The following is a 17,653-nucleotide window of genomic DNA, read 5'->3' on the forward strand; positions in this document are numbered from 1 at the left end:
CGGGTGACGCCGCGGGAGACGGCGCGTGGAGGAGGACGATGACAGAGCTGTCGGAATACACCGCGGATCTCCGGCGGAAGGCCACCGCCCCGTCCCCTTTCGGCCGGGCGGCGCTGAACTGGATCACGACGACCGACCACAAGGTGATCGGTCGTCTCTACATGGTCACGGCGTTCTGCTTCTTCCTCTTCGCCGGTCTGCTGGCGATGGCGATGCGGGCCGAGCTGGCCCGTCCGGGCCTGCAGTTCATGTCCGAGGACTTCTACAACCAGCTGTTCACGGTGCACGGCACGGTGATGATGCTGCTCTTCGCGACGCCCATGTTCGCCGGGTTCGCGAACGCGGTGATGCCGCTGCAGATCGGTGCCCCGGACGTGGCGTTCCCCCGCCTGAACGCCCTGTCGTACTGGATGTACCTGTTCGGCGGCCTGATGGTGGTGTCCGGGTTCCTGACGCCCTCCGGGGCCGCCTCGTTCGGCTGGTTCGCCTACGCCCCGCTGAACAGCGCCTATCGCACACCCGGGGCCGGCGGCGATCTGTGGACGATGGGCCTGGTGGTGACGGGTGTGTCGACGACGCTGGGCGCGGTCAACTTCATCGCCACGATCATGTGTCTGCGGGCTCCCGGCATGACGATGTTCCGAATGCCGATCTTCACCTGGAACGTGCTGTTCACCTCGATCTTGGTGCTGCCCGCGTTCCCCGTGCTCACGGCCGCGCTGCTGGCGCTGGAAGCCGACCGGAAGTTCGGGGCCCACATCTTCGACGCGGCCAACGGCGGCGCCATTCTGTGGCAGCACCTGTTCTGGTTCTTCGGGCACCCGGAGGTGTACATCGTCGCGCTGCCGTTCTTCGGGGTGATCTCGGAGATCCTCCCGGTGTTCTCACGCAAACCGTTGTTCGGCTATGTGCCGATGATCGGCGCCACGACCGCCATCACCATGTTGTCGGCGGTGGTGTGGGCGCACCACATGTTCACCACGGGTGCCGTGCTGCTGCCGTTCTTCTCCCTGATGTCCTTCCTGATCGCGGTGCCGACGGGGATCAAGTTCTTCGCGTGGATCGGCACGATGCACCGCGGGTCGCTGTCGTTCGAGTCACCGATGCTGTGGTCGCTCGGCTTCCTGGTGACGTTCCTGCTGGGCGGCCTGAGCGGGGTGCTCCTGGCGTCGCCGCCGATCGACTTCCACGTCACCGACTCGTACTTCGTCGTGGCGCACCTGCACTACGTGCTCTTCGGCACCGTGGTGTTCGCGATGTTCGCGGGCTTCTACTTCTGGTGGCCGAAGTTCACCGGGAAGATGCTGGACGAGCGGCTCGGCAAACTGCACTTCTGGCTGCTGTTCCCCTCCTTCCAGCTCACCTTCCTGGTGCAGCACTGGCTCGGCACGGAGGGCATGCCCCGCCGCTACGCCGACTATCTGCCGGCCGACGGCTTCACCCTGCTGAACACGCTCTCGTCCGTGGGCGCGTTCCTGCTGGGCATCTCCACGCTGCCGTTCCTGTACAACGTCTGGCACACCTGGCGCTACGGCGAACGGGTCACCGAAGACGACCCCTGGGGTTACGCCCGCTCGCTGGAGTGGGCGACGTCGTGCCCGCCGCCGCGCCACAACTTCGTGGCGCTGCCCCGGGTGCGGTCCGACTCGCCCGCCTTCGAGCTGCACCATCCACAGGCCCTGCGACAGTCTCTCCCGGAGGAAACGCGGTGAAGATCGAGGCAGTGCTCTTCGGCGGCGTCGCCGTGTTCTTCGCGGGCTCCGCCGTCCTCTACGGCGTCTGGTCGAGGGATCCGGCCGGTACGGCCTGCCTGGTCATCGCCTTCGGGATGGCCGCCCTGGTCGCCTTCTTCTGCGCCGTCCAGTACCGGCGCAAGGGGCGGCGGCCCCAGGACCGCAAGGACGCCGAGGTGATGGACGCGGCCGGTCCGTTGGAGTTCTTCCCGGCCCACAGCCCGTGGCCCGTGGTCACGGCGCTCGGCTTCGCGCTCGCCGCGACCGGTGTGGTCTTCGGGCTGTGGCTGTTCCTCATCGGGCTCGGGGTGCTGGCTCGGGGTGTTCTCGGGATGGTGCTGCAGTACGCGACTCGAGGGAGCTGAGCGGCTTCCTCGGCGCTCCCGGCCGGAAGTCGGTCACCGGTTCGTGGCCGCTCTCGTACCCGCCTTCCACGGTCTGCCGCACCTCCCCGGTCTCCTCGCCCTCGGCCAGGCGCTTCTGCTCCGCCTCCAGCAGGGCGTGGCACAGCCGGCGGGTGAGCGTGAAGGCGAGGACCGGGGCCACCACCAGGGCGATGCGCAGGGTCCAGGTGAGGGTGTTCAGCGAGATCTGGAAGGTGTCGGCCACGACGTCGTTGCCGCCGGCCAGCAGCAGGACGCCGTAGAAGGTGATCCCGGCGACGCCGAGCCCGGTGCGCACCGGGCGTTCCCGCGGCCGGTCGCACAGGTGCTGTTCCCGGTGCCTTTCCCCCGTCAGCCGTTGCTCGACGAACGGGTAGGCGTACAGGACGGCGAACAGCAGCAGCGGCAGGACGACCCCCGGCAGCAGCACGTTCCACATGATCGTGTGACCGGCCACGGTCGTCTCCCAGCGCGGCATGAGTCGCAGTGATCCCTCCAGGAAGCCGACGTACCAGTCGGGCTGGGAGCCGGTCGACGCCTGGTCCGGCCGATAGGGGCCGTACGTCCACACCGGGTTGATCTGGGCGACTCCGCCAAGCAGCGCGATCACGCCGAAGACCATGAGGGACAGCCCGGTGGAGGACGCGGCGAACTGCGGGAACAGCGGCTTGCCGATGACGTTCCGGTTGGTCGCGCGCGGGCCGCGCCACTGGGTGTGCTTGAGGTGGAAGACCAGGATCAGATGCAGGGTGACCAGGGCGAGCAGCGCTCCCGGCAGCAGCAGGACGTGCACGGGGTACAGGCGGGAGACGATGTCCTCGCCGGGGTACTGGGACCCGAACACGAACATGCTGACGTAGGTGCCCACGACCGGCAGGGACAGCATGATGCCCTGGGCGATGCGCAGGCCCGTGCCGGAGAGCAGGTCGTCGGGGAGCGAGTAGCCCGCGAAGCCCTCGGCGAGGGCGATCAGGAACAGCGTGACCCCGATGACCCAGTTGATCTCCCGGGGCCTGCGGAAGGCACCGGTGAAGAAGATCCGCAACAGGTGCAGCCCGATCGCGAAGAGGAACACCAGGGCGGCCCAGTGGTGCATCTGCCGGATGAGAAGGCCACCGCGCACCTCGAAGCTGATGTGCAGGGTCGAGTCGAACGCCTCCGAGACGAGCGTGCCCTCCAGCGGCACGTACGGCCCGTGGTAGACGACCTCGTGCATCGTCGGCTTGAAGAAGAGCGTCAGCCACACACCGGTCACGATCAGCACGATCAGGCTGTACAGCGCGAGCTCGCCGAGGAGGAAGGACCAGTGCTCGGGGAAGGCCTTGCGCAGCAGTCGTCCGCCGCCGTCCAGCACGGGCAGCCGGCCGTCCGCGGCGTCGACGAACCGCTCCCCCGGGCGGCGGGCCCCGGATTCGGCGGACGGGGCCGGTGGCCGGTGCCCCGCCGTCACCGTGCCTCCTCCGCGTGGTCGGCGGGCCTCTCACACCGCTCCTGGTCCACGGAACGCCTCCTTCTTCCGCCTCTCGCTGTCCGATCCATCCGTCGCACGACCCGCCCGCCGGGCCCTCGGGCCGCCGAGGGCCGCACCGGCGTTCATCCGGCCCTTCTCAGGGGAAGAGGGCGATACCGAGGACGACCAGCAGGACGATCACGACGACGATCGCCACCGTGGTCCACGACGCGCGGTACTTCGCCGGCGCCTTGGCCTTGCCTCCGCGGGGCCGGTCCTCCTCCAGGGTCGGGTGGGCCGGGCGGTCACGCTGGTAGAACTCTTCGTCATCTCGGTGATCGGTCATGACGACTCCTTCCCGATGTGTCCCTGTGCTTGTTGTGTCCCTGCCCTTGTCGCGGAGCGGGTTCCCCGTCCGGGCGCCGGGAATCCGGGCGCGTCATGCGACCAGGACCCCCGTGCGCAGCGCCGTGTCCCCACCGCGCCATGCCTCGAGGAGGTGGGCGCCGAGCCGGTCCTCGAGGAAGCCGGTGGCCCGGATGCCGAACACGACGTCCGCCTCCAGACCGGGCTCGCTCTCCAGCAGCCCGCCGACCACCTCATGGCGCACGACCTGTTCGTGCACGGCGTCCGCCACCACGTGCTCGTCGTAGAAGCGGGCGGCGGCCTCCCCGGCGCCCACCCGGCGCATGGCCTCGGCCAGGCGGCGGGACCCGGGGGACGAGGTGACCTCGACGGCCGCGAAATGGCCGGTCAGTGCGCCGCGCAGGCTGCGGTGCAGCCCGAAGAGGGACATCAGGTTGACCGTGGCGAGCATGTCCGCGGGCGCGGCCTCCACGTAGTAGCCGTAGGTCGTGTTGAGCTCCAGGTCCTCCATGAGGTCCGCGAAGAGGCCCGCGTGGATCTCGTCGGCCCGTCCCGCACCGAACTCGTCGAACTCGACGGCCACCATGGCCGCCTTGGCCCTGCCGTGCAGCCGGGGGATCACCCAGGCGTGCGGGTCCGCCTCCTTGAGGTGGTACAGCGAGCGCAGCGCCGCGTACTCCCTGAGGTGCCGCAGTTCGCCCTCGTTCCGCAGGAAGTGGGTGACGCTCCTGCCGTCGTCGCCGACGGGCTCGACCTGGAGTTCGTCCAGTGCCTCCTGCGCGCCGACGTCGACGGGGACGTCGGTGCGCAGGGCGTCCAGGAAACGGTCCTCCAGGGCGCGGCGGAAGGTCAGGAGGGCGGGATCCCACTCGTGGTCGTCGTCGACGCCGTCGAACCCCTGGTAGTGCAGTTCGTACAGCACGTACAACGCCAACTGCAGATCCTCGCCGTACGGGTCGCTGTCCGCCAGGGAGGCGAGCGACAGCGGGCTGCCCCGCTCGCGCAGCGCGCTGACCGCGGCGTGTGAGAGAGGGCCCCTGGGCACCGGCAGCGGCGGGCTGAACTGGCGTGGTTCACGTCGGCCGGTCGTCACGCGCGCGGCTCCTTTCCTTTCGGGGCATGGGCATGATCTGGTTCCGGGGCCCGCCCCCGGTCCTGTGTCTGATCGTCCGGGGGTTCAGGGGCCTGACCGTCCGGGGGTTCAGGGGTCTGATCGACCGGGGTCCTTCCACACCCCGCTCGCCGCTCGTCCGGCGGCTCCTTTCCCCCGGTTTCTTGGTCGTCCGGCGGTTTCCCACGGCGGCGGTGGCTGGTGTCGCACCAGGGGTAGGTGCGACTGCGCCGGCAGGTGCAGATCGCCACCACGAACCGCCGGCTGACGACGGTGTCCCCGTCGGGTCCTGTGACCTCCACCGGGCCCTCTACCAGCAGCGGGCCGTCGCGGTCGGCGCGGATGCGGACAACGCGTTCACTCTCGTACGGCACGGACGACCACCAGCTCTTCCACCATGTCGTCGGCGGGCAGACCCCGCTGCCGCAGCCAGGCCAGCCGGGAACGCAGCACCCGGCCGAAGGGGATGGGCACGCGGTCCGTGACCCGGGCGCTGAGTCCCGCGGCGCAGAGACGGTCCAGGGTCTCCTCCGCTCCGGACAGCGCGGAGTGCACCATCAGAAGCACGCCGTGAGGGCGCAGGTACCCGGGCGCGGCGTCACAGATGCGGTCCAGCAGCAGCCGCCCGTCCCAGCCCGCGTCCCAGGCGCGGGCGGCGCCCCGGGGAGTCCCGGCATCGGGTGAGGGCACGTACGGCGGGTTGCTGACCACCAGGTCGAAACGGCGCCCCGGCACACCCGCCACGAGGTCGCCGCGGCGCACGCTGATGCGCTGCCCGCTCAGCAGCGCGTTGACCCGGGCGGCGAGCACCGCCCGCCAGGAGATGTCGATGGCGGTGACGCGCGCGCCGAGCCGTGCGGCCTCCAGGGCGAGTGCTCCCGTGCCGGTGCCCAGGTCGAGGACGTCCGTCCCGGAGGTGATCTCCTCCCGGCGCAGGGCGCGGGTCAGCAGCCAGGTGTCCTCCTGCGGCTGGTACACACCCGGTGGTGTCCACGCGGGGGCGGGAAGGGGCGGACTGGGGGTTTCGACGGTCATCGGCTCCTCCGTGCGGCGACAGACAGGCGCCCGCCTCGGCCCACCGTGGCCGGTGCGGATCTTCTGCCTGCGCACCCCGAGTCCCCCACTGCACGTTCTCGACACGTGTCCTTCTCGCCCCGGGCGCATACCGCGATCAGCCGGGCGCGGGACCGGCGGCCGCGCCGCCATGACCGATCCGCGCCGGGTCTGGGGACTGCTGACCATGGAGGGCCCGCCGGGGATCCGGCCCGCCGCGGCAGATCTCACCGCGCAGCGTCGATCGACGACACCGTGCGCGTTCATCGCGAGCTTCGCCGGTGTGGGCGAAGCACCCCCCGGTGTTATTCAATGAGGTGTGCGGTCGGGGATCTCGGGGCCCCGTCGCACGGGTCCGAGTACGGCCCCGGCGCTGCGCCGGGGATTGCTGAGAGAGCCGCATGGACTCCACCCCGTCGCCCTCGTCCTCTTCGCCGTTCGACCTGGTCAGCAGCGCTCTCGCGCGCTACATCCCACGCGGCGGAGCGGCAGCGGCCGCCGGTGCCGCCGACGCGCAGGACGACCGCACCACCCGCCAACGCGGACCCGACAACCCGGCAGCCGGCCATCAGGATCAGATTCTCGGCGCGGTCAACCTGGACAGGGACCTGAGAATCACCCGCTGCAATCTGGACGCCCCCGTGTTCGCGGGTCTGGACGCCGTGGCCGGGAGCCCCTTCGTCGATCTCCTGCCCCCCGGCGACGTACCGACGGTCACCCGGCGGTTGCGGCAGGTCCTGGAGACCGGTGAGGCGCACGTCGCCCGGATCCAGCGCCTGCGGCGCGCCGACGGGTCGGAGCTGGTGGTCTCGCTGAGCATCCTGCCCGCCGCGGTGCCTCAGGAGGGTCTGACCGTCTCGCTGATCGCCATGGCCAAGAGGCTGCACCTGTACGCCGCCGAGACTGCGATCGGCACCTCGCTGGACATCGACGAGACCGCGCAGTCGCTGGCGCAGTCCCTGCTGGCTTGGGGGGATGTGGCCGCCGTCGACCTCGACTGCGCCGTGTGGACGGGCGAGGGAGTGACCGGGCAGGCGCAGGGGCGCATCCGACTCCGGCGGGCGGCCCTGGTGCCGGACCGGGCGTGGCCCGACGGCTACGTGACTCCGGGCGACGATCTTCCCAGCGACGCGAGTCGCCTGCTGGCGCAGGCGGTGCGGCCGGACGACGCCCCGCAGGCCATAGTCATACCCGACCGGGAGGCGATCGAGCGGGTCCTGGGCAGTCCGCGGTTGATGCGTGCCCTGGTGCCCGGTGACCGGTCAGCGGGTGTGGCGTGCATACCGCTGGTCCCGCACGGCGCGCCGCCCGTCGTGCTGGGCGCGGCGGAGGTCTGGCGGCGGGCGGACTGTCCCTTCCGCGACAGCGAGCTGTTCGACCTGCAGGAGCTGGTCGCCAGGACCGCCCATCACGTCGACCTGGCTCGTCAGCACCAGCGCGAGCACACCCAGGTACTGGCGTTGCAGCGCCGGCTGCAGCCCCGGACCGGCGGCGACACCATCGAGATCGCCAGCGTCTACCAGCCCGCCACGCCCGACAGTGCGGGCGTCGGCGGCGACTGGGTGAACAGCTTTCCGCTGCCGGACGGCCGTACCGCGCTGGTGGTCGGCGACGTCGTCGGGCACGGCCTGGGGGCCTCGGCAACCATGGGCCAGCTGAGCATGGAGGCCCGCGCGCTGCTGTCCGCGGGGCTCGGGCCCGACGAGGTACTGGAGCATCTGGACGAAACCGTGATGCTGCTGGACGACGCGGACCCCGGGCTGACGGCCGGATACAGCGCCCTCGGGTCGACCTGCTGCATCGCCCTCTACGACCCGGTCAGCCACCATGTGGCGCTGTCCAGCGCCGGCCACCTCCCCCCGGTCCTGGTCTCCCCGGACGGGCACGCGGGCCCGCTCGCGGTCCACCCTCACCCCGGACTGGGCGCCGAGTTCGCGCTGCGGGAGCCGTTCGACGTGCACACGTTCGGAGCACCCCCGGGCTCGCTGCTCGCCCTCTACACCGACGGCCTGGTGGAGGATCCGGCGGTGTCGATCGACGAGGGCATCGACAGGCTGGCCGAGGCCGTGTCCAGGGTGCACCCCTGGGACGCCCTGCAGCAGGCCGCACGGCACGTCGTCTCGGCGCTGGCACCCGTGCGCCAGCGCGACGACGTGGCTCTGCTGCTCGCGCGGATGATCGGCTACCGCAAGGGGGACACCGCGACCTGGCTGCTGCCCGCCCGCGACGACGCCCCAGCTCGTGCCCGCGCGCAGGTCTCCGCGCTGCTGCGGCGATGGCGCACCAGGGACGACACCCGGGACAACGTGCTGCTGCTGGTCAGCGAACTGGTCACGAACGCGGTGCGCTTCGCCACCGGTCCCATCACGGTACGGCTGATCAGGGGCGGTCAGGGCCTGCTGTGCGAAGTGGGCGACACCGGCAACGGCAGGCCACGTCTGGCCCGGGGCGCCCTCCTCGACGACGGCGGTCGCGGCCTGCACATCGTGCACAGGCTCACCACCCGGTGGGGGGTGCGGTGGGCGGACACCGGCAAAGTGGTCTGGGCCGAGGTCGCGAGGTGACGCGACTGCGGGGCGGGAGCGGCCGGCATGTGGGAGCGCGGCGAGGGTACGGACGGAGTTCTTCAGCAGGAACCTGGCGTGACCCAGTGACGATCTTGCTCAGCCCAAGAAGCTCAGTCGGACCTGACGGTTGGCATTGTCTTTGTTGGTGTCCACCAAGCACACCGACTGCCACGTCCCCAGTTCCAGCCGGCCGCCGATCACCGGCAGGGTCGCGTGGGGTGGTACGAGGGCCGGGAGGACGTGGTCGCGACCGTGGCCGGGGCTGCCGTGACGGTGCTGCCAGCGGTCGTCGGCGGGGAGCAGGGTGTGCAGGGCGGCCAGGAGGTCGTCGTCGCTTCCGGCGCCCGTCTCGATGATCGCCACACCGGCCGTGGCGTGCGGCACGAAGATGTTCAGGAGGCCGTCCCGCCCCGCTGACACGTCGCGGAGGAAGGTCTCGCATTCTCGGGTGAGGTCGTAGACCGTCTCCGAGGATCCGGTGGCGATGTGCAGGACGCGGGTGCTGAAGACATCGGACATACCTTCATCCTCACCCACACGACTCTGCCCACACTCGGCAGGTCGTCTGCCGGGAGCGGACGCCGCCTCGCCGGGAAGATCCACGCCTGCCCCACAGTTGGTGGAAGCGTGAACAACACACATGAGGTCGAGGTGGTCGTCACAGGCGCTGGGCAGGCCGGTCTGTCCAGCGCCTATCACCTGCGGCGCACCGGGTTCGAGCCGGAGCGCGACTTCGTGGTCCTCGACCACTCCCCCGCTCCGGGTGGTGCCTGGCAGTTCCGCTGGCCCTCGCTGACCTACGGCAAGGTGCACGGGATGCACGCGCTACCGGGGATGGAGCTGACGGGCGCGGATCCGGCGCGGCCGTCGTCGGAGGTCGTCAGCGCGTACTTCGACACCTATGAGCGCACCTTCGACCTGCGCGTACGGCGGCCGGTGCATGTACGCGCCGTACGCGAGGGCGTGGAGGGCCGGCTGCTCGTCGAGACGTCGGCCGGGACTTGGTCGACGCGGGCGCTGATCAATGCCACGGGAACCTGGGACCGGCCCTTCTGGCCACGCTATCCCGGCCAGGAGACCTTCCGCGGGCGGCAGATGCACACGGCCCAGTACCCCGGGCCCGAGGAGTTCGCCGGGCAGCGGGTGGTCGTCGTCGGAGGCGGCGCGTCCGGTACCCAGCATCTGATGGAGATCGCCCCCTACGCCGCCGCGACCACATGGGTGACCCGGCGTCCGCCGGTGTTCCGCGAAGGGCCGTTCACCGAGGAGGTGGGACGGGCCGCCGTGTCGCTCGTGGAGGAGCGGGTGCGGCAGGGGCTGCCGCCGAGGAGCGTGGTGTCGGTGACCGGGCTGCCGCTCAACGACGCGGTCCGGCAGGGGATCGCCGACGGTGTGCTGGACCGGCAGCCGATGTTCGACCGGATCGTGCCGGACGGCGTGGAGTGGGAGGACGGGCGGCATGTGGAGGCGGACGTGATCCTGTGGGCGACCGGATTCCGCGCCGCGATCGACCACCTCGCGCCACTGCGGCTGCGCGAGGCGGGCGGCGGGATCCGGGTGGAGGGCACGCGGGTGGTCTCGGACCCGCGCATCCACCTGGTCGGCTACGGCCCGTCGGCCAGCACGATCGGCGCCAACCGGGCGGGACGCACGGCCGTGCGGGACATCAGGCGTCTGCTCGCGGGGGAACCGGTCGCCGCGGCGTGAGGCCGGTGGCCGTCGGCCCTCAGCTCGAGGTCTCCAGTTGTGCGTCCCGCCGGACCAGGGCCGCGTAGCGCCCGTCCAGTTCCAACAGGTCCTCGTGTGTGCCGCGCTCGACCGCTCGTCCGGAGTCCAGGACGACGATCTGGTCGGCGCTGCGGATGGTGGACAGCCGGTGCGCGATGGTGAGCGTCGTCCGGTTCGCCGACAGGGCGTCGATGGCCTCCTGGACCGCGTGCTCGGTCCGCGTGTCGAGCGCGCTGGTCGCCTCGTCGAGGATGAGGACCGGCGGGTCGCGCAGGATGGTGCGGGCGATGGCGAGCCGCTGTTTCTCGCCGCCCGAGAAGCGGTGACCGCGCTCGCCGACGACCGTGTCGTACCCGTCGGGCAGCGACATGATGTGCTCGTGGATCTGGGCCGCCCTGGCTGCCGCGTGCAGTTCCTCGTCGGTGGCGTCCGGCTTGGCGAAGCGCAGGTTGTCGGCGACCGAGGCGTGGAAGAGGTACGTCTCCTGGGACACGACGCCGACGGCGCGGGCGAGCGTGTCGAAGTCCAGGTCGCGTACGTCGACGCCGTCGAGCGTGACCCGCCCGTTCGTCACGTCGTAGAGCCGGGGCACCAGGTAGCCGAGGGTGGACTTCCCGGAGCCGGTGGGGCCCACCACGGCGAGGCTGGCGCCCGCCGGGACGGTGATGTCGATGTCCTGGAGGACCGGACCGCTCTTGTCGTCGTAGTGGAACTCGACGTGTTCGAAACGGAGCTCGCCCTTGACCTGGTCGAGGTGGACCGGCTCGTCGGGCTCGGTGATGTCGATGGGCAGGTCCAGGTATTCGAAGATGCGCTGGAAGAGCGCCAGCGAGGTCTGGATCTGGACACCCGTGGACAACAGGCTGACCGTCGGCCGGAACAGCCCCTGCTGGAGCGAGACGAACGCGACGAGGGTGCCTATGGAGATGGACGGGCCGCCGAGTTGGAGTGCCAGCCCCGCGGTCCAGTAGATGACGGCGGGCATGGCGGCCATGACGATGGTGATCACGGCCATGCGCCAGCGGCCCGCCATGTTGGACTTCACCTCGAGGTCGACGAGGCTCTCCGACTCGCGCTCGAAGGACCGGGTGAGCGAGTCGGCGCGGCCCATCGTGCGGCCCAGCAGGATGCCGCTGACGGAGAGCGACTCGGTGACCGTGGCGGCCATCGCGGCCATCTGCTTCTGGCGCTGGGTGGCTATCTTCTTGCGTTCGTTGCCGACGCGTCGGCTGATCCACACGAACAGTGGCAGCAGGAGCAGCGACACGACGGTGAGGCGCCAGTCGAGGGCGACCATGGCGACGATGGTGGCGACCACGCTGGTCAGGTTGGAGACCAGGGAGGTCGCGGTGGAGGTGACCGTCGCCTGCATGCCGCCGATGTCGTTGGCGATGCGGGACTGCACCTCGCCCGTGCGGGTGCGGGTGAAGAAGGCGAGCGACATGCGCTGCAGCCGGCCGTAGACCGCGGTACGCAGGTCGTGCATGACGCGCTGGCCGACCGTGGTGGAGATCAGGGTCTGCAGCACGCCGAAGACGCTGGTGACGACGGCGCTGAGGATCATGCCGAGGGCGAGCAGGGTCAGCAGGCCGGTGCGGCCCTGCGGGATCGCTACGTCCAGGGTCTCCTTCAGCAGGAAGGGTGTGGCCACGGAGACCAGCGAGGAGGCGCCGACCAGCAGGCCGACGATCGCGAGCCGGCCGCCGTACGGCTTGAAGAGTCTCAGGATGCGGCGGACCTGCCGCGGCTGCTCGGGTGAGCCGCCGGGTGACGGTGTCCAGGTGGGTTGGTCGGGGTGCATGGGCTCCTACGGAGGTGAGGCGTCGGCACGCGTCGTTACGCGTCGCAACGGACATCGGGATCCTAGCTCATTGTTACCTATGTTCACAATGAACGGCGTCCTGATATTGTTCCCGCATGACGACCCCGGATCCGGACAGCCTGCTCGCCGAGCAGCTGCTGCGGCTCACCCGTCGGGTCCACCGCATCCAGAAGCGTCATCTGGAGCGGTGCGACCTGGGCATCACGCCGGCCCAGTCCCGGCTGTTGCGCACCCTCGCCCACTTCGGCTCGCCGCCGCGCATGGCAGATCTGGCCGAGCGCCTGGAGGTGGTGCCTCGGGCGGTGACGACACTGGTCGACGGCCTGGAGGCGAGCGGCAACGTGCGCCGGGTACCGGATCCGACCAACCGGCGGGTGATCCGGATAGAGGTCACGGACGAGGGACGCAAGGCGTTGCGCGCGTTGCGCGGCGCGCGCCGTTCCGCGGCCGAGGAGATCCTCGCTCCGTTGACGGACCGGCAGCGGGAGGTCCTCGGCGATCTGCTCACCACACTGATCGATGGCGAGGACGTCGCACTGCCGGCCGCGCGGGACCTCGCAGCCGAAGGGGAGCGCCGGTGCTGATACCGCGTGCCTGAACCGCCCGCCACAGGGCGCGACGTCCCGTTCCGCGGCAGCCGCCCCCTCGCCACGACAGGCTCGTGCGCGGCGGAACCGCCCGGCAGGTGCATGCGGCTCACTGGGCGTCAGGCGGTTCCTGCGGTTGCTCCCAGGTCTCCAGGTGCGCTCTGTCGCCCATCACCACCACGGGCTCCTGGTCCGGGTCGAGTGCGCGCAGCAGGTGCCTCATACCGGATTCGGGCAGGGTGACACAGGCCAACGTGCCGTCCGCGTGGTCCACGTGCAGCCAGATGCCGCCGCCTTTCGCCTCGCCCTGGGGGCGGGTCGGATCGTGGGGCGGGGTGCCCCTGAGCCGGTTGTAGTCGATGGCGATGACGTAGTCGAAGTCGTTCCGGTGTGACTCGCCCCAGTCCTGCGGCACCTCGTAGGACTTCCCCTGGCTGTAGGAGAGCCTGGTCCCCGGATCGTCGAGGAGCCCCCCGGCGTCACTGAGCGTGAACACGCCGACCGGGCTGCGCAGATCACCCAGGTAGTGGTCGGTCGTCCAGCCCGCCTTCCCGTTGTGCCCACGCCAGCGCCCCGACTCCCTCCAGGCCGCGCCCTCCTTCAGGTAGAGCACGATCGTGGAGTCCGGCGAGTCCGCGTCGTCGCCGTAGACCACCACCACCTGGCGCGATCCATCAGGGATCCGCCGGTACAGCCCGTCACCGACCCCCGGAATGGGCCTCGGCGCGGAGGCAGGCGTCCTCCCGGCCCCGTTCCCCGGAGCGCCGCGCAGAGTCCGCCCGTCCCGTGTCGGATCGGGACCTCTCGCCGGATGGCTCTTCCCGGTCGAACCGCCGCACCCCGACACGGACATCAGCAGCAGACCGCAGGCCACCGCCACCGCCCGCCCGTCCACTGCCACACCCCGCACACCATCTGTTCGCATATGTCATATCGTCACATCACTTTGCAGGGCATTCCCTCCGGATGTCTGCCATTCGGCCGCGCGCGACGGCAGGGCCAGTTCTCGCCGCCGAGCCGGAAAACCGTTTGCTTTTGAGGCTGTTCCGACGCGAGGCTGTCACGGCTTGTCACGGGCAGGCGCGGATCCGCAGACACCGCCCCGGCCTGCCCCGCCACCCGTTCCCCTGACACCAGCCACTGGGACGTCATGCAGATTCACGACCTTCCGTACCCCGACCCGGGTGTGCCCGACGCACGCTCGGGTCCCCGATTCCTGTGGTGGCTCGGCCGGAACCAACTGGGCGGGCAACTGAAGTCCCTGGCGTGGGGGCTGCTGCACTTCCTGTCCGTCTGCGGGCTGCCGTTCTGCGTCGGTCTCGCCGTCCAGGCCGTCGTCGACCGGTCGGGTGCGCGGCTGGCGCTGACGGGCGGACTGCTCCTGCTGTGCGGGGCCGGCATCGCGCTCGGCGACACCATGCTGCACCGCGCCGCGGTCACCAACTGGATCACAGCCGCCGCGCGGGTCCAGCAGCTCCTGGCACGCAGAACGGCCCTGCTCGGCTCCGCCCTGACCCGGCGGGTGGCGGCCGGAGAGGTCGTCGCGGTCTCCACCGGTGACGTCGAGAAGATCGGCTGGTTCGTGGAGGCCGTCTCGCGGTTCAGTGCGGCCGCGCTCACCGTGATCGCCGTCTGCGTCGCGCTCGTCGTCTACCAGCCCGCGCTCGGCGTCATCGTGGCGGTGGGCGTGCCGATGCTGGCACTCACCGTGCTGCCACTGCTGCCCCGGGCGACCCGGCGCGCCGATGTCCAGCGCGAGAAGGCGGGTCGCGCCACCGAGCTTGCCTCGGACACCGTGGCGGGCCTGAGGGTGCTGCGCGGCATCGGCGGCGAGGAACTGTTCCTGAAGCGCTACCGCCGGGCCTCCCAGGAGGTCCGCACCGCGGCCGTGCGCAGCGCCCGCATGTGGTCGCTGATCTCGGCGATCCAGGTGCTGATGCCGGGCCTGCTGATGATCGCGGTCGTCTGGCGCGGTGTGCAGCTGGCCCATGAGGGGCGGATCGCGGTCGGTGAGCTGGTGACCGTGTACAGCGCCGTCATGCTGCTCACCTACCCGCTGCAGCACTTCCAGGAGATCGCCATGGCCTACTCCTTCTCCCGGCCGTCCGCCCGGCGTGCGGCCCGGGTGCTGTCGCTGGCGCGGGCCACGGACGCCGCGGGCTCACGCGAGGCGACCCTGCCGGCCGGGGACCTGTACGACCCGCGGACCGGCCTGCTCGCCCCCGCGGGACAGCTCACCGCCGTCGTGTGCGGCGACCCGGACGCGGCGGGCGCGCTGGCCGAACGGCTGGGCGGGCACCCCGCCGAGGAGGGCACCTCGGTCCTGCTGGGCGGCGTTCCGCTGGACGAGCTGCCGCTCGAGACGGCCCGTACCGCCGTCCTCGTCCAGGACAAGGACCCGGTGCTGTTGTCGGGATCCCTGCGCGACCTGCTCGATGTGCCCGCCTCCGGTGCGGTCGCCGTCGAGGAGGCGCTCGCCGCCGCGCAGTGCGGTGACGTCCTGAACGCCCTCGTGGAGGGGGCGCCGGACACCGACGACCCGATGGACGCGCGCATCACCGAGCGCGGCCGGTCCCTGTCCGGCGGCCAGCGCCAGCGACTCGCCCTGGCCCGGTCCCTGATCACGGACCCCCAGGTGCTGGTCCTGGACGAGCCGACGTCCGCCGTCGACTCGCACACCGAGGCACGCATCGCCGACGGGATCCGCCGGCTGCGGGAGGGCCGCACGACGGTCGTGTTCACCTCCTCGCCCCTGCTCCTGGACCGAGCGGACCGGGTGGTGCTGGTGCACGAGGGCGAGGTCGCGGCGGTCGGCCTGCACCGCGACCTGGTGCACGCCGAACCCCGGTACCGCGCGGTCGTCACCCGCGAGACCGCCGACGAGGCCGCCGATCGCGGCGACGTCCTGGCCGGACTGCACGAGCTGGAAGACCTGGAAGAGATCGAGGAGACCGCATGATCGGCGTGGCGCCACCGGCGTACGACCCGGCGGCCCCGACGACGGCGACCACGCTGCCCGTCGGCGCCCCCGCGACCGTACGCGCCTACGTGGCCGAACTGTTCCGCCGGCACCGCCGCGCCTTCCTGCTGCTCATCGCCGTGAACACGGTCTCCGTGGTCGCCTCGATGGCCGGCCCCTACCTGCTGGGCGGGCTCGTCGAACGCGTCTCGGACGGCGCCCGGGAACTCCACCTGGAACGCACCGTCGCGCTGTTCGTCGTCGCGCTCGTCGTTCAGGCCGTTTTCGTACGGCTGGTGCGGCTGCACGGTGCCGTGCTCGGCGAGCGCATGCTGGCCGACCTGCGCGAGGACTTCCTCGTGCGGTCGGTGGGGCTGCCGCCGGGCGTCCTGGAGCGGGCCGGTACGGGCGACCTGCTGTCCCGGATCACCACCGACATCGACCGGCTCGCCAACGCGATGCGCGAGGCCGTGCCACAGCTCGCGATCGGCGTGGTCTGGGTCGTGCTGCTGCTCGGCGGCCTCACCGTCACGGCCCCGCCGCTGGCACCGGCCGTGCTCATCGCGGTACCGCTGCTGGTGGTCGGCTGCCGCTGGTACTTCAGGCGCGCTCCGTCCGCGTACCGTTCGGAAGCCGCCGGGTACGCCGCCGTGGCGGCCGTCCTCGCCGAGACCGTGGATGCGGGGCGCACCATCGAGGCCCACCGCCTCGGCGACCGGCGCATCGAGCTGTCGGACCGGCGGGTCAAGGAGTGGACGGCGTGGGAGCGCTACACCCTGTGGCTGCGGTCGGTCCTCTTCCCGGTCATCAACGCCACCCATGTCACCGTCCTGTCTTCGGTCCTGCTGATCGGCGGAGTGTTCGTGCTGCAGGGCTGGATCGACATCGGGCAGCTCACGACCGGCGCGCTCATCGCACAGATGCTCGTCGACCCGGTGGGGCTGATCCTGCGCTGGTACGACGAGCTGCAGGTGGCCCAGGTGTCGCTGGCCCGGCTCGTCGGGGTCCGTGAGATCGAGCCCGACGCGGGCGACGCCTCCCTGGCACCCGACGGCCATGACGTGGCGGCCGAGGAGGTGCGTTTCGGCTACCGCGCGGGGGTCGACGTGCTGCACAAGGTCTCCCTGGAGGTCGCGCCCGGCACCCGGCTCGCCCTGGTCGGCCCGTCCGGCGCGGGCAAGTCGACGCTGGGCCGGCTGCTCGCGGGGATCTACGCACCCCGGGACGGCCGCATCACCCTCGGCGGCACCGAACTGTCCAAGATGTCCGCCGAGCGGGTGCGCTCGCACGTGGCGCTGGTCAACCAGGAACACCACGTCTTCGTCGGCTCCCTGCGCGACAACCTGCTGCTGGCCCGCACGGACGCCGTCGACGCCGACCTGTGGGCCGCACTCGGCGCGGTGGACGCGGACGGCTGGGCGCGTGCCCTGGGCGACGGCCTGGACACGGAGGTCGGCTCCGGCGGCCTGGCGCTCACCCCGGCCCAGGCACAGCAGATCGCGCTGGCCAGGCTTGTGCTCGCCGACCCGCACACGCTGGTCCTGGACGAGGCGACCTCCCTGCTCGATCCGCGCGCGGCTCGCCATCTGGAGCGCTCCCTGGCCCGTGTGCTGGACGGCCGCACGGTCGTCGCCATCGCGCACCGGCTGCACACCGCCCACGACGCCGATGTCATCGCCGTCGTCGAGAACGGGCGGATCAGCGAGCTGGGCAGCCACGACGCGCTGGTCGCCGCCGACGGGGCGTACGCGGCGCTGTGGCGCTCCTGGCACGGGTGACGCCGGGCAGCCGACGAGGTGGCGGGGGGGGGGGGGGGGGGGGGGGGGGGGGAGGGGGGGGGGGGGGGGGGGGGGGGGGGGGGGGGGTGGAGGGGGTGGGGGGGGTCGTTGTTGCT

15 protein-coding genes are annotated in these 17,653 nt (G+C 71.3%); 7 read left to right on the forward strand and 8 right to left on the reverse strand.

The genetic code is table 11. The features are described from left to right. The first annotated feature begins 38 nt into the window (after nt 1-38). Both ctaD and ctaF read left to right on the forward strand, forming a co-directional pair. Nucleotides 39-1,712 (forward strand): aa3-type cytochrome oxidase subunit I, encoded by a 1,674-nt coding sequence (ctaD, locus tag ACZ4SW_RS11200; RefSeq protein ID WP_468240939.1) that lies wholly within the window; start codon nt 39-41, stop codon nt 1,710-1,712. Next, nucleotides 1,709-2,098, forward strand: a complete 390-nt coding sequence (gene ctaF / locus ACZ4SW_RS11205; protein WP_468240941.1) for an aa3-type cytochrome oxidase subunit IV — start codon at nt 1,709-1,711, stop codon at nt 2,096-2,098. Before ctaD ends, ctaF begins: the two co-directional genes overlap by 4 nt. Here the strand turns inward: ctaF and qcrB are convergent. From qcrB to ACZ4SW_RS11230, 5 genes are all read right to left on the reverse strand, one after another. After that, complete coding sequence (qcrB, locus tag ACZ4SW_RS11210; RefSeq protein ID WP_468240943.1) at nt 2,028-3,566, reverse strand: cytochrome bc1 complex cytochrome b subunit; 1,539 nt, start codon at nt 3,564-3,566, stop codon at nt 2,028-2,030. The two genes, ctaF and qcrB, sit on opposite strands and share 71 nt — an antisense overlap. Before the next feature lie 157 nt (nt 3,567-3,723). After that, nucleotides 3,724-3,912: a hypothetical protein gene (locus ACZ4SW_RS11215; RefSeq protein ID WP_468240946.1), complete on the reverse strand. Its 189-nt coding sequence runs from the start codon at nt 3,910-3,912 to the stop codon at nt 3,724-3,726. A gap of 93 nt (nt 3,913-4,005) precedes the next feature. After that, nucleotides 4,006-5,025, reverse strand: coding sequence for an iron-containing redox enzyme family protein (locus ACZ4SW_RS11220; RefSeq protein ID WP_468240948.1), 1,020 nt, complete (start codon nt 5,023-5,025; stop codon nt 4,006-4,008). Further along, complete coding sequence (locus ACZ4SW_RS11225; protein WP_468240951.1) at nt 5,022-5,417, reverse strand: CDGSH iron-sulfur domain-containing protein; 396 nt, start codon at nt 5,415-5,417, stop codon at nt 5,022-5,024. The genes ACZ4SW_RS11220 and ACZ4SW_RS11225 overlap by 4 nt, the downstream gene beginning before the upstream one ends. Next, nucleotides 5,401-6,078, reverse strand: a complete 678-nt coding sequence (locus ACZ4SW_RS11230; RefSeq protein WP_468240954.1) for a HemK2/MTQ2 family protein methyltransferase — start codon at nt 6,076-6,078, stop codon at nt 5,401-5,403. The genes ACZ4SW_RS11225 and ACZ4SW_RS11230 overlap by 17 nt, the downstream gene beginning before the upstream one ends. Nucleotides 6,079-6,497: 419 nt before the next feature. Between ACZ4SW_RS11230 and ACZ4SW_RS11235 the strand changes: the two genes are divergently transcribed. Continuing rightward, the gene (locus tag ACZ4SW_RS11235) at nt 6,498-8,660 is read left to right on the forward strand and encodes an ATP-binding SpoIIE family protein phosphatase (RefSeq protein WP_468240956.1); all 2,163 of its coding nucleotides are present in this window, start codon (nt 6,498-6,500) and stop codon (nt 8,658-8,660) included. A gap of 99 nt (nt 8,661-8,759) precedes the next feature. On the opposite strand, the gene ACZ4SW_RS11240 is transcribed toward ACZ4SW_RS11235, so the two are convergent. Continuing rightward, complete coding sequence (locus tag ACZ4SW_RS11240) at nt 8,760-9,182, reverse strand: secondary thiamine-phosphate synthase enzyme YjbQ (protein WP_468240958.1); 423 nt, start codon at nt 9,180-9,182, stop codon at nt 8,760-8,762. A 108-nt stretch (nt 9,183-9,290) separates the two neighbouring features. On the opposite strand from ACZ4SW_RS11240, the gene ACZ4SW_RS11245 reads away from it, so the two are divergent. Continuing rightward, a complete protein-coding gene (locus ACZ4SW_RS11245) occupies nt 9,291-10,370 on the forward strand; it encodes an NAD(P)-binding domain-containing protein (protein WP_468240961.1) in 1,080 nt (359 codons plus the stop codon). 19 nt (nt 10,371-10,389) lie between these two features. Here ACZ4SW_RS11245 and ACZ4SW_RS11250 read toward each other — a convergent pair whose 3' ends face one another. Continuing rightward, on the reverse strand, nt 10,390-12,192 hold the full coding sequence (locus ACZ4SW_RS11250; protein WP_468240964.1) for an ABC transporter ATP-binding protein: 1,803 nt from the start codon (nt 12,190-12,192) through the stop codon (nt 10,390-10,392). 116 nt (nt 12,193-12,308) lie between these two features. Here ACZ4SW_RS11250 and ACZ4SW_RS11255 point away from each other — a divergent pair, with 116 nt between their 5' ends. Continuing rightward, the gene (locus ACZ4SW_RS11255) at nt 12,309-12,797 is read left to right on the forward strand and encodes a MarR family winged helix-turn-helix transcriptional regulator (protein ID WP_468240967.1); all 489 of its coding nucleotides are present in this window, start codon (nt 12,309-12,311) and stop codon (nt 12,795-12,797) included. A gap of 112 nt (nt 12,798-12,909) precedes the next feature. Here ACZ4SW_RS11255 and ACZ4SW_RS11260 read toward each other — a convergent pair whose 3' ends face one another. Further along, on the reverse strand, nt 12,910-13,725 hold the full coding sequence (locus ACZ4SW_RS11260; RefSeq protein WP_468240969.1) for a hypothetical protein: 816 nt from the start codon (nt 13,723-13,725) through the stop codon (nt 12,910-12,912). Nucleotides 13,726-13,950: 225 nt separating this feature from the next. On the opposite strand from ACZ4SW_RS11260, the gene ACZ4SW_RS11265 reads away from it, so the two are divergent. Next, a complete protein-coding gene (locus ACZ4SW_RS11265) occupies nt 13,951-15,759 on the forward strand; it encodes an ABC transporter transmembrane domain-containing protein (RefSeq protein WP_468240972.1) in 1,809 nt (602 codons plus the stop codon). Continuing rightward, nucleotides 15,756-17,537 carry an ABC transporter ATP-binding protein gene (locus tag ACZ4SW_RS11270; RefSeq protein WP_468240975.1) on the forward strand — a complete coding sequence of 594 codons (1,782 nt, stop codon included), beginning with the start codon at nt 15,756-15,758 and terminating at the stop codon, nt 17,535-17,537. Before ACZ4SW_RS11265 ends, ACZ4SW_RS11270 begins: the two co-directional genes overlap by 4 nt. Nucleotides 17,538-17,653 lie beyond the last annotated feature (116 nt).

It is taken from the genome of Streptomyces sp. NPDC028331, assembly GCF_055565775.1.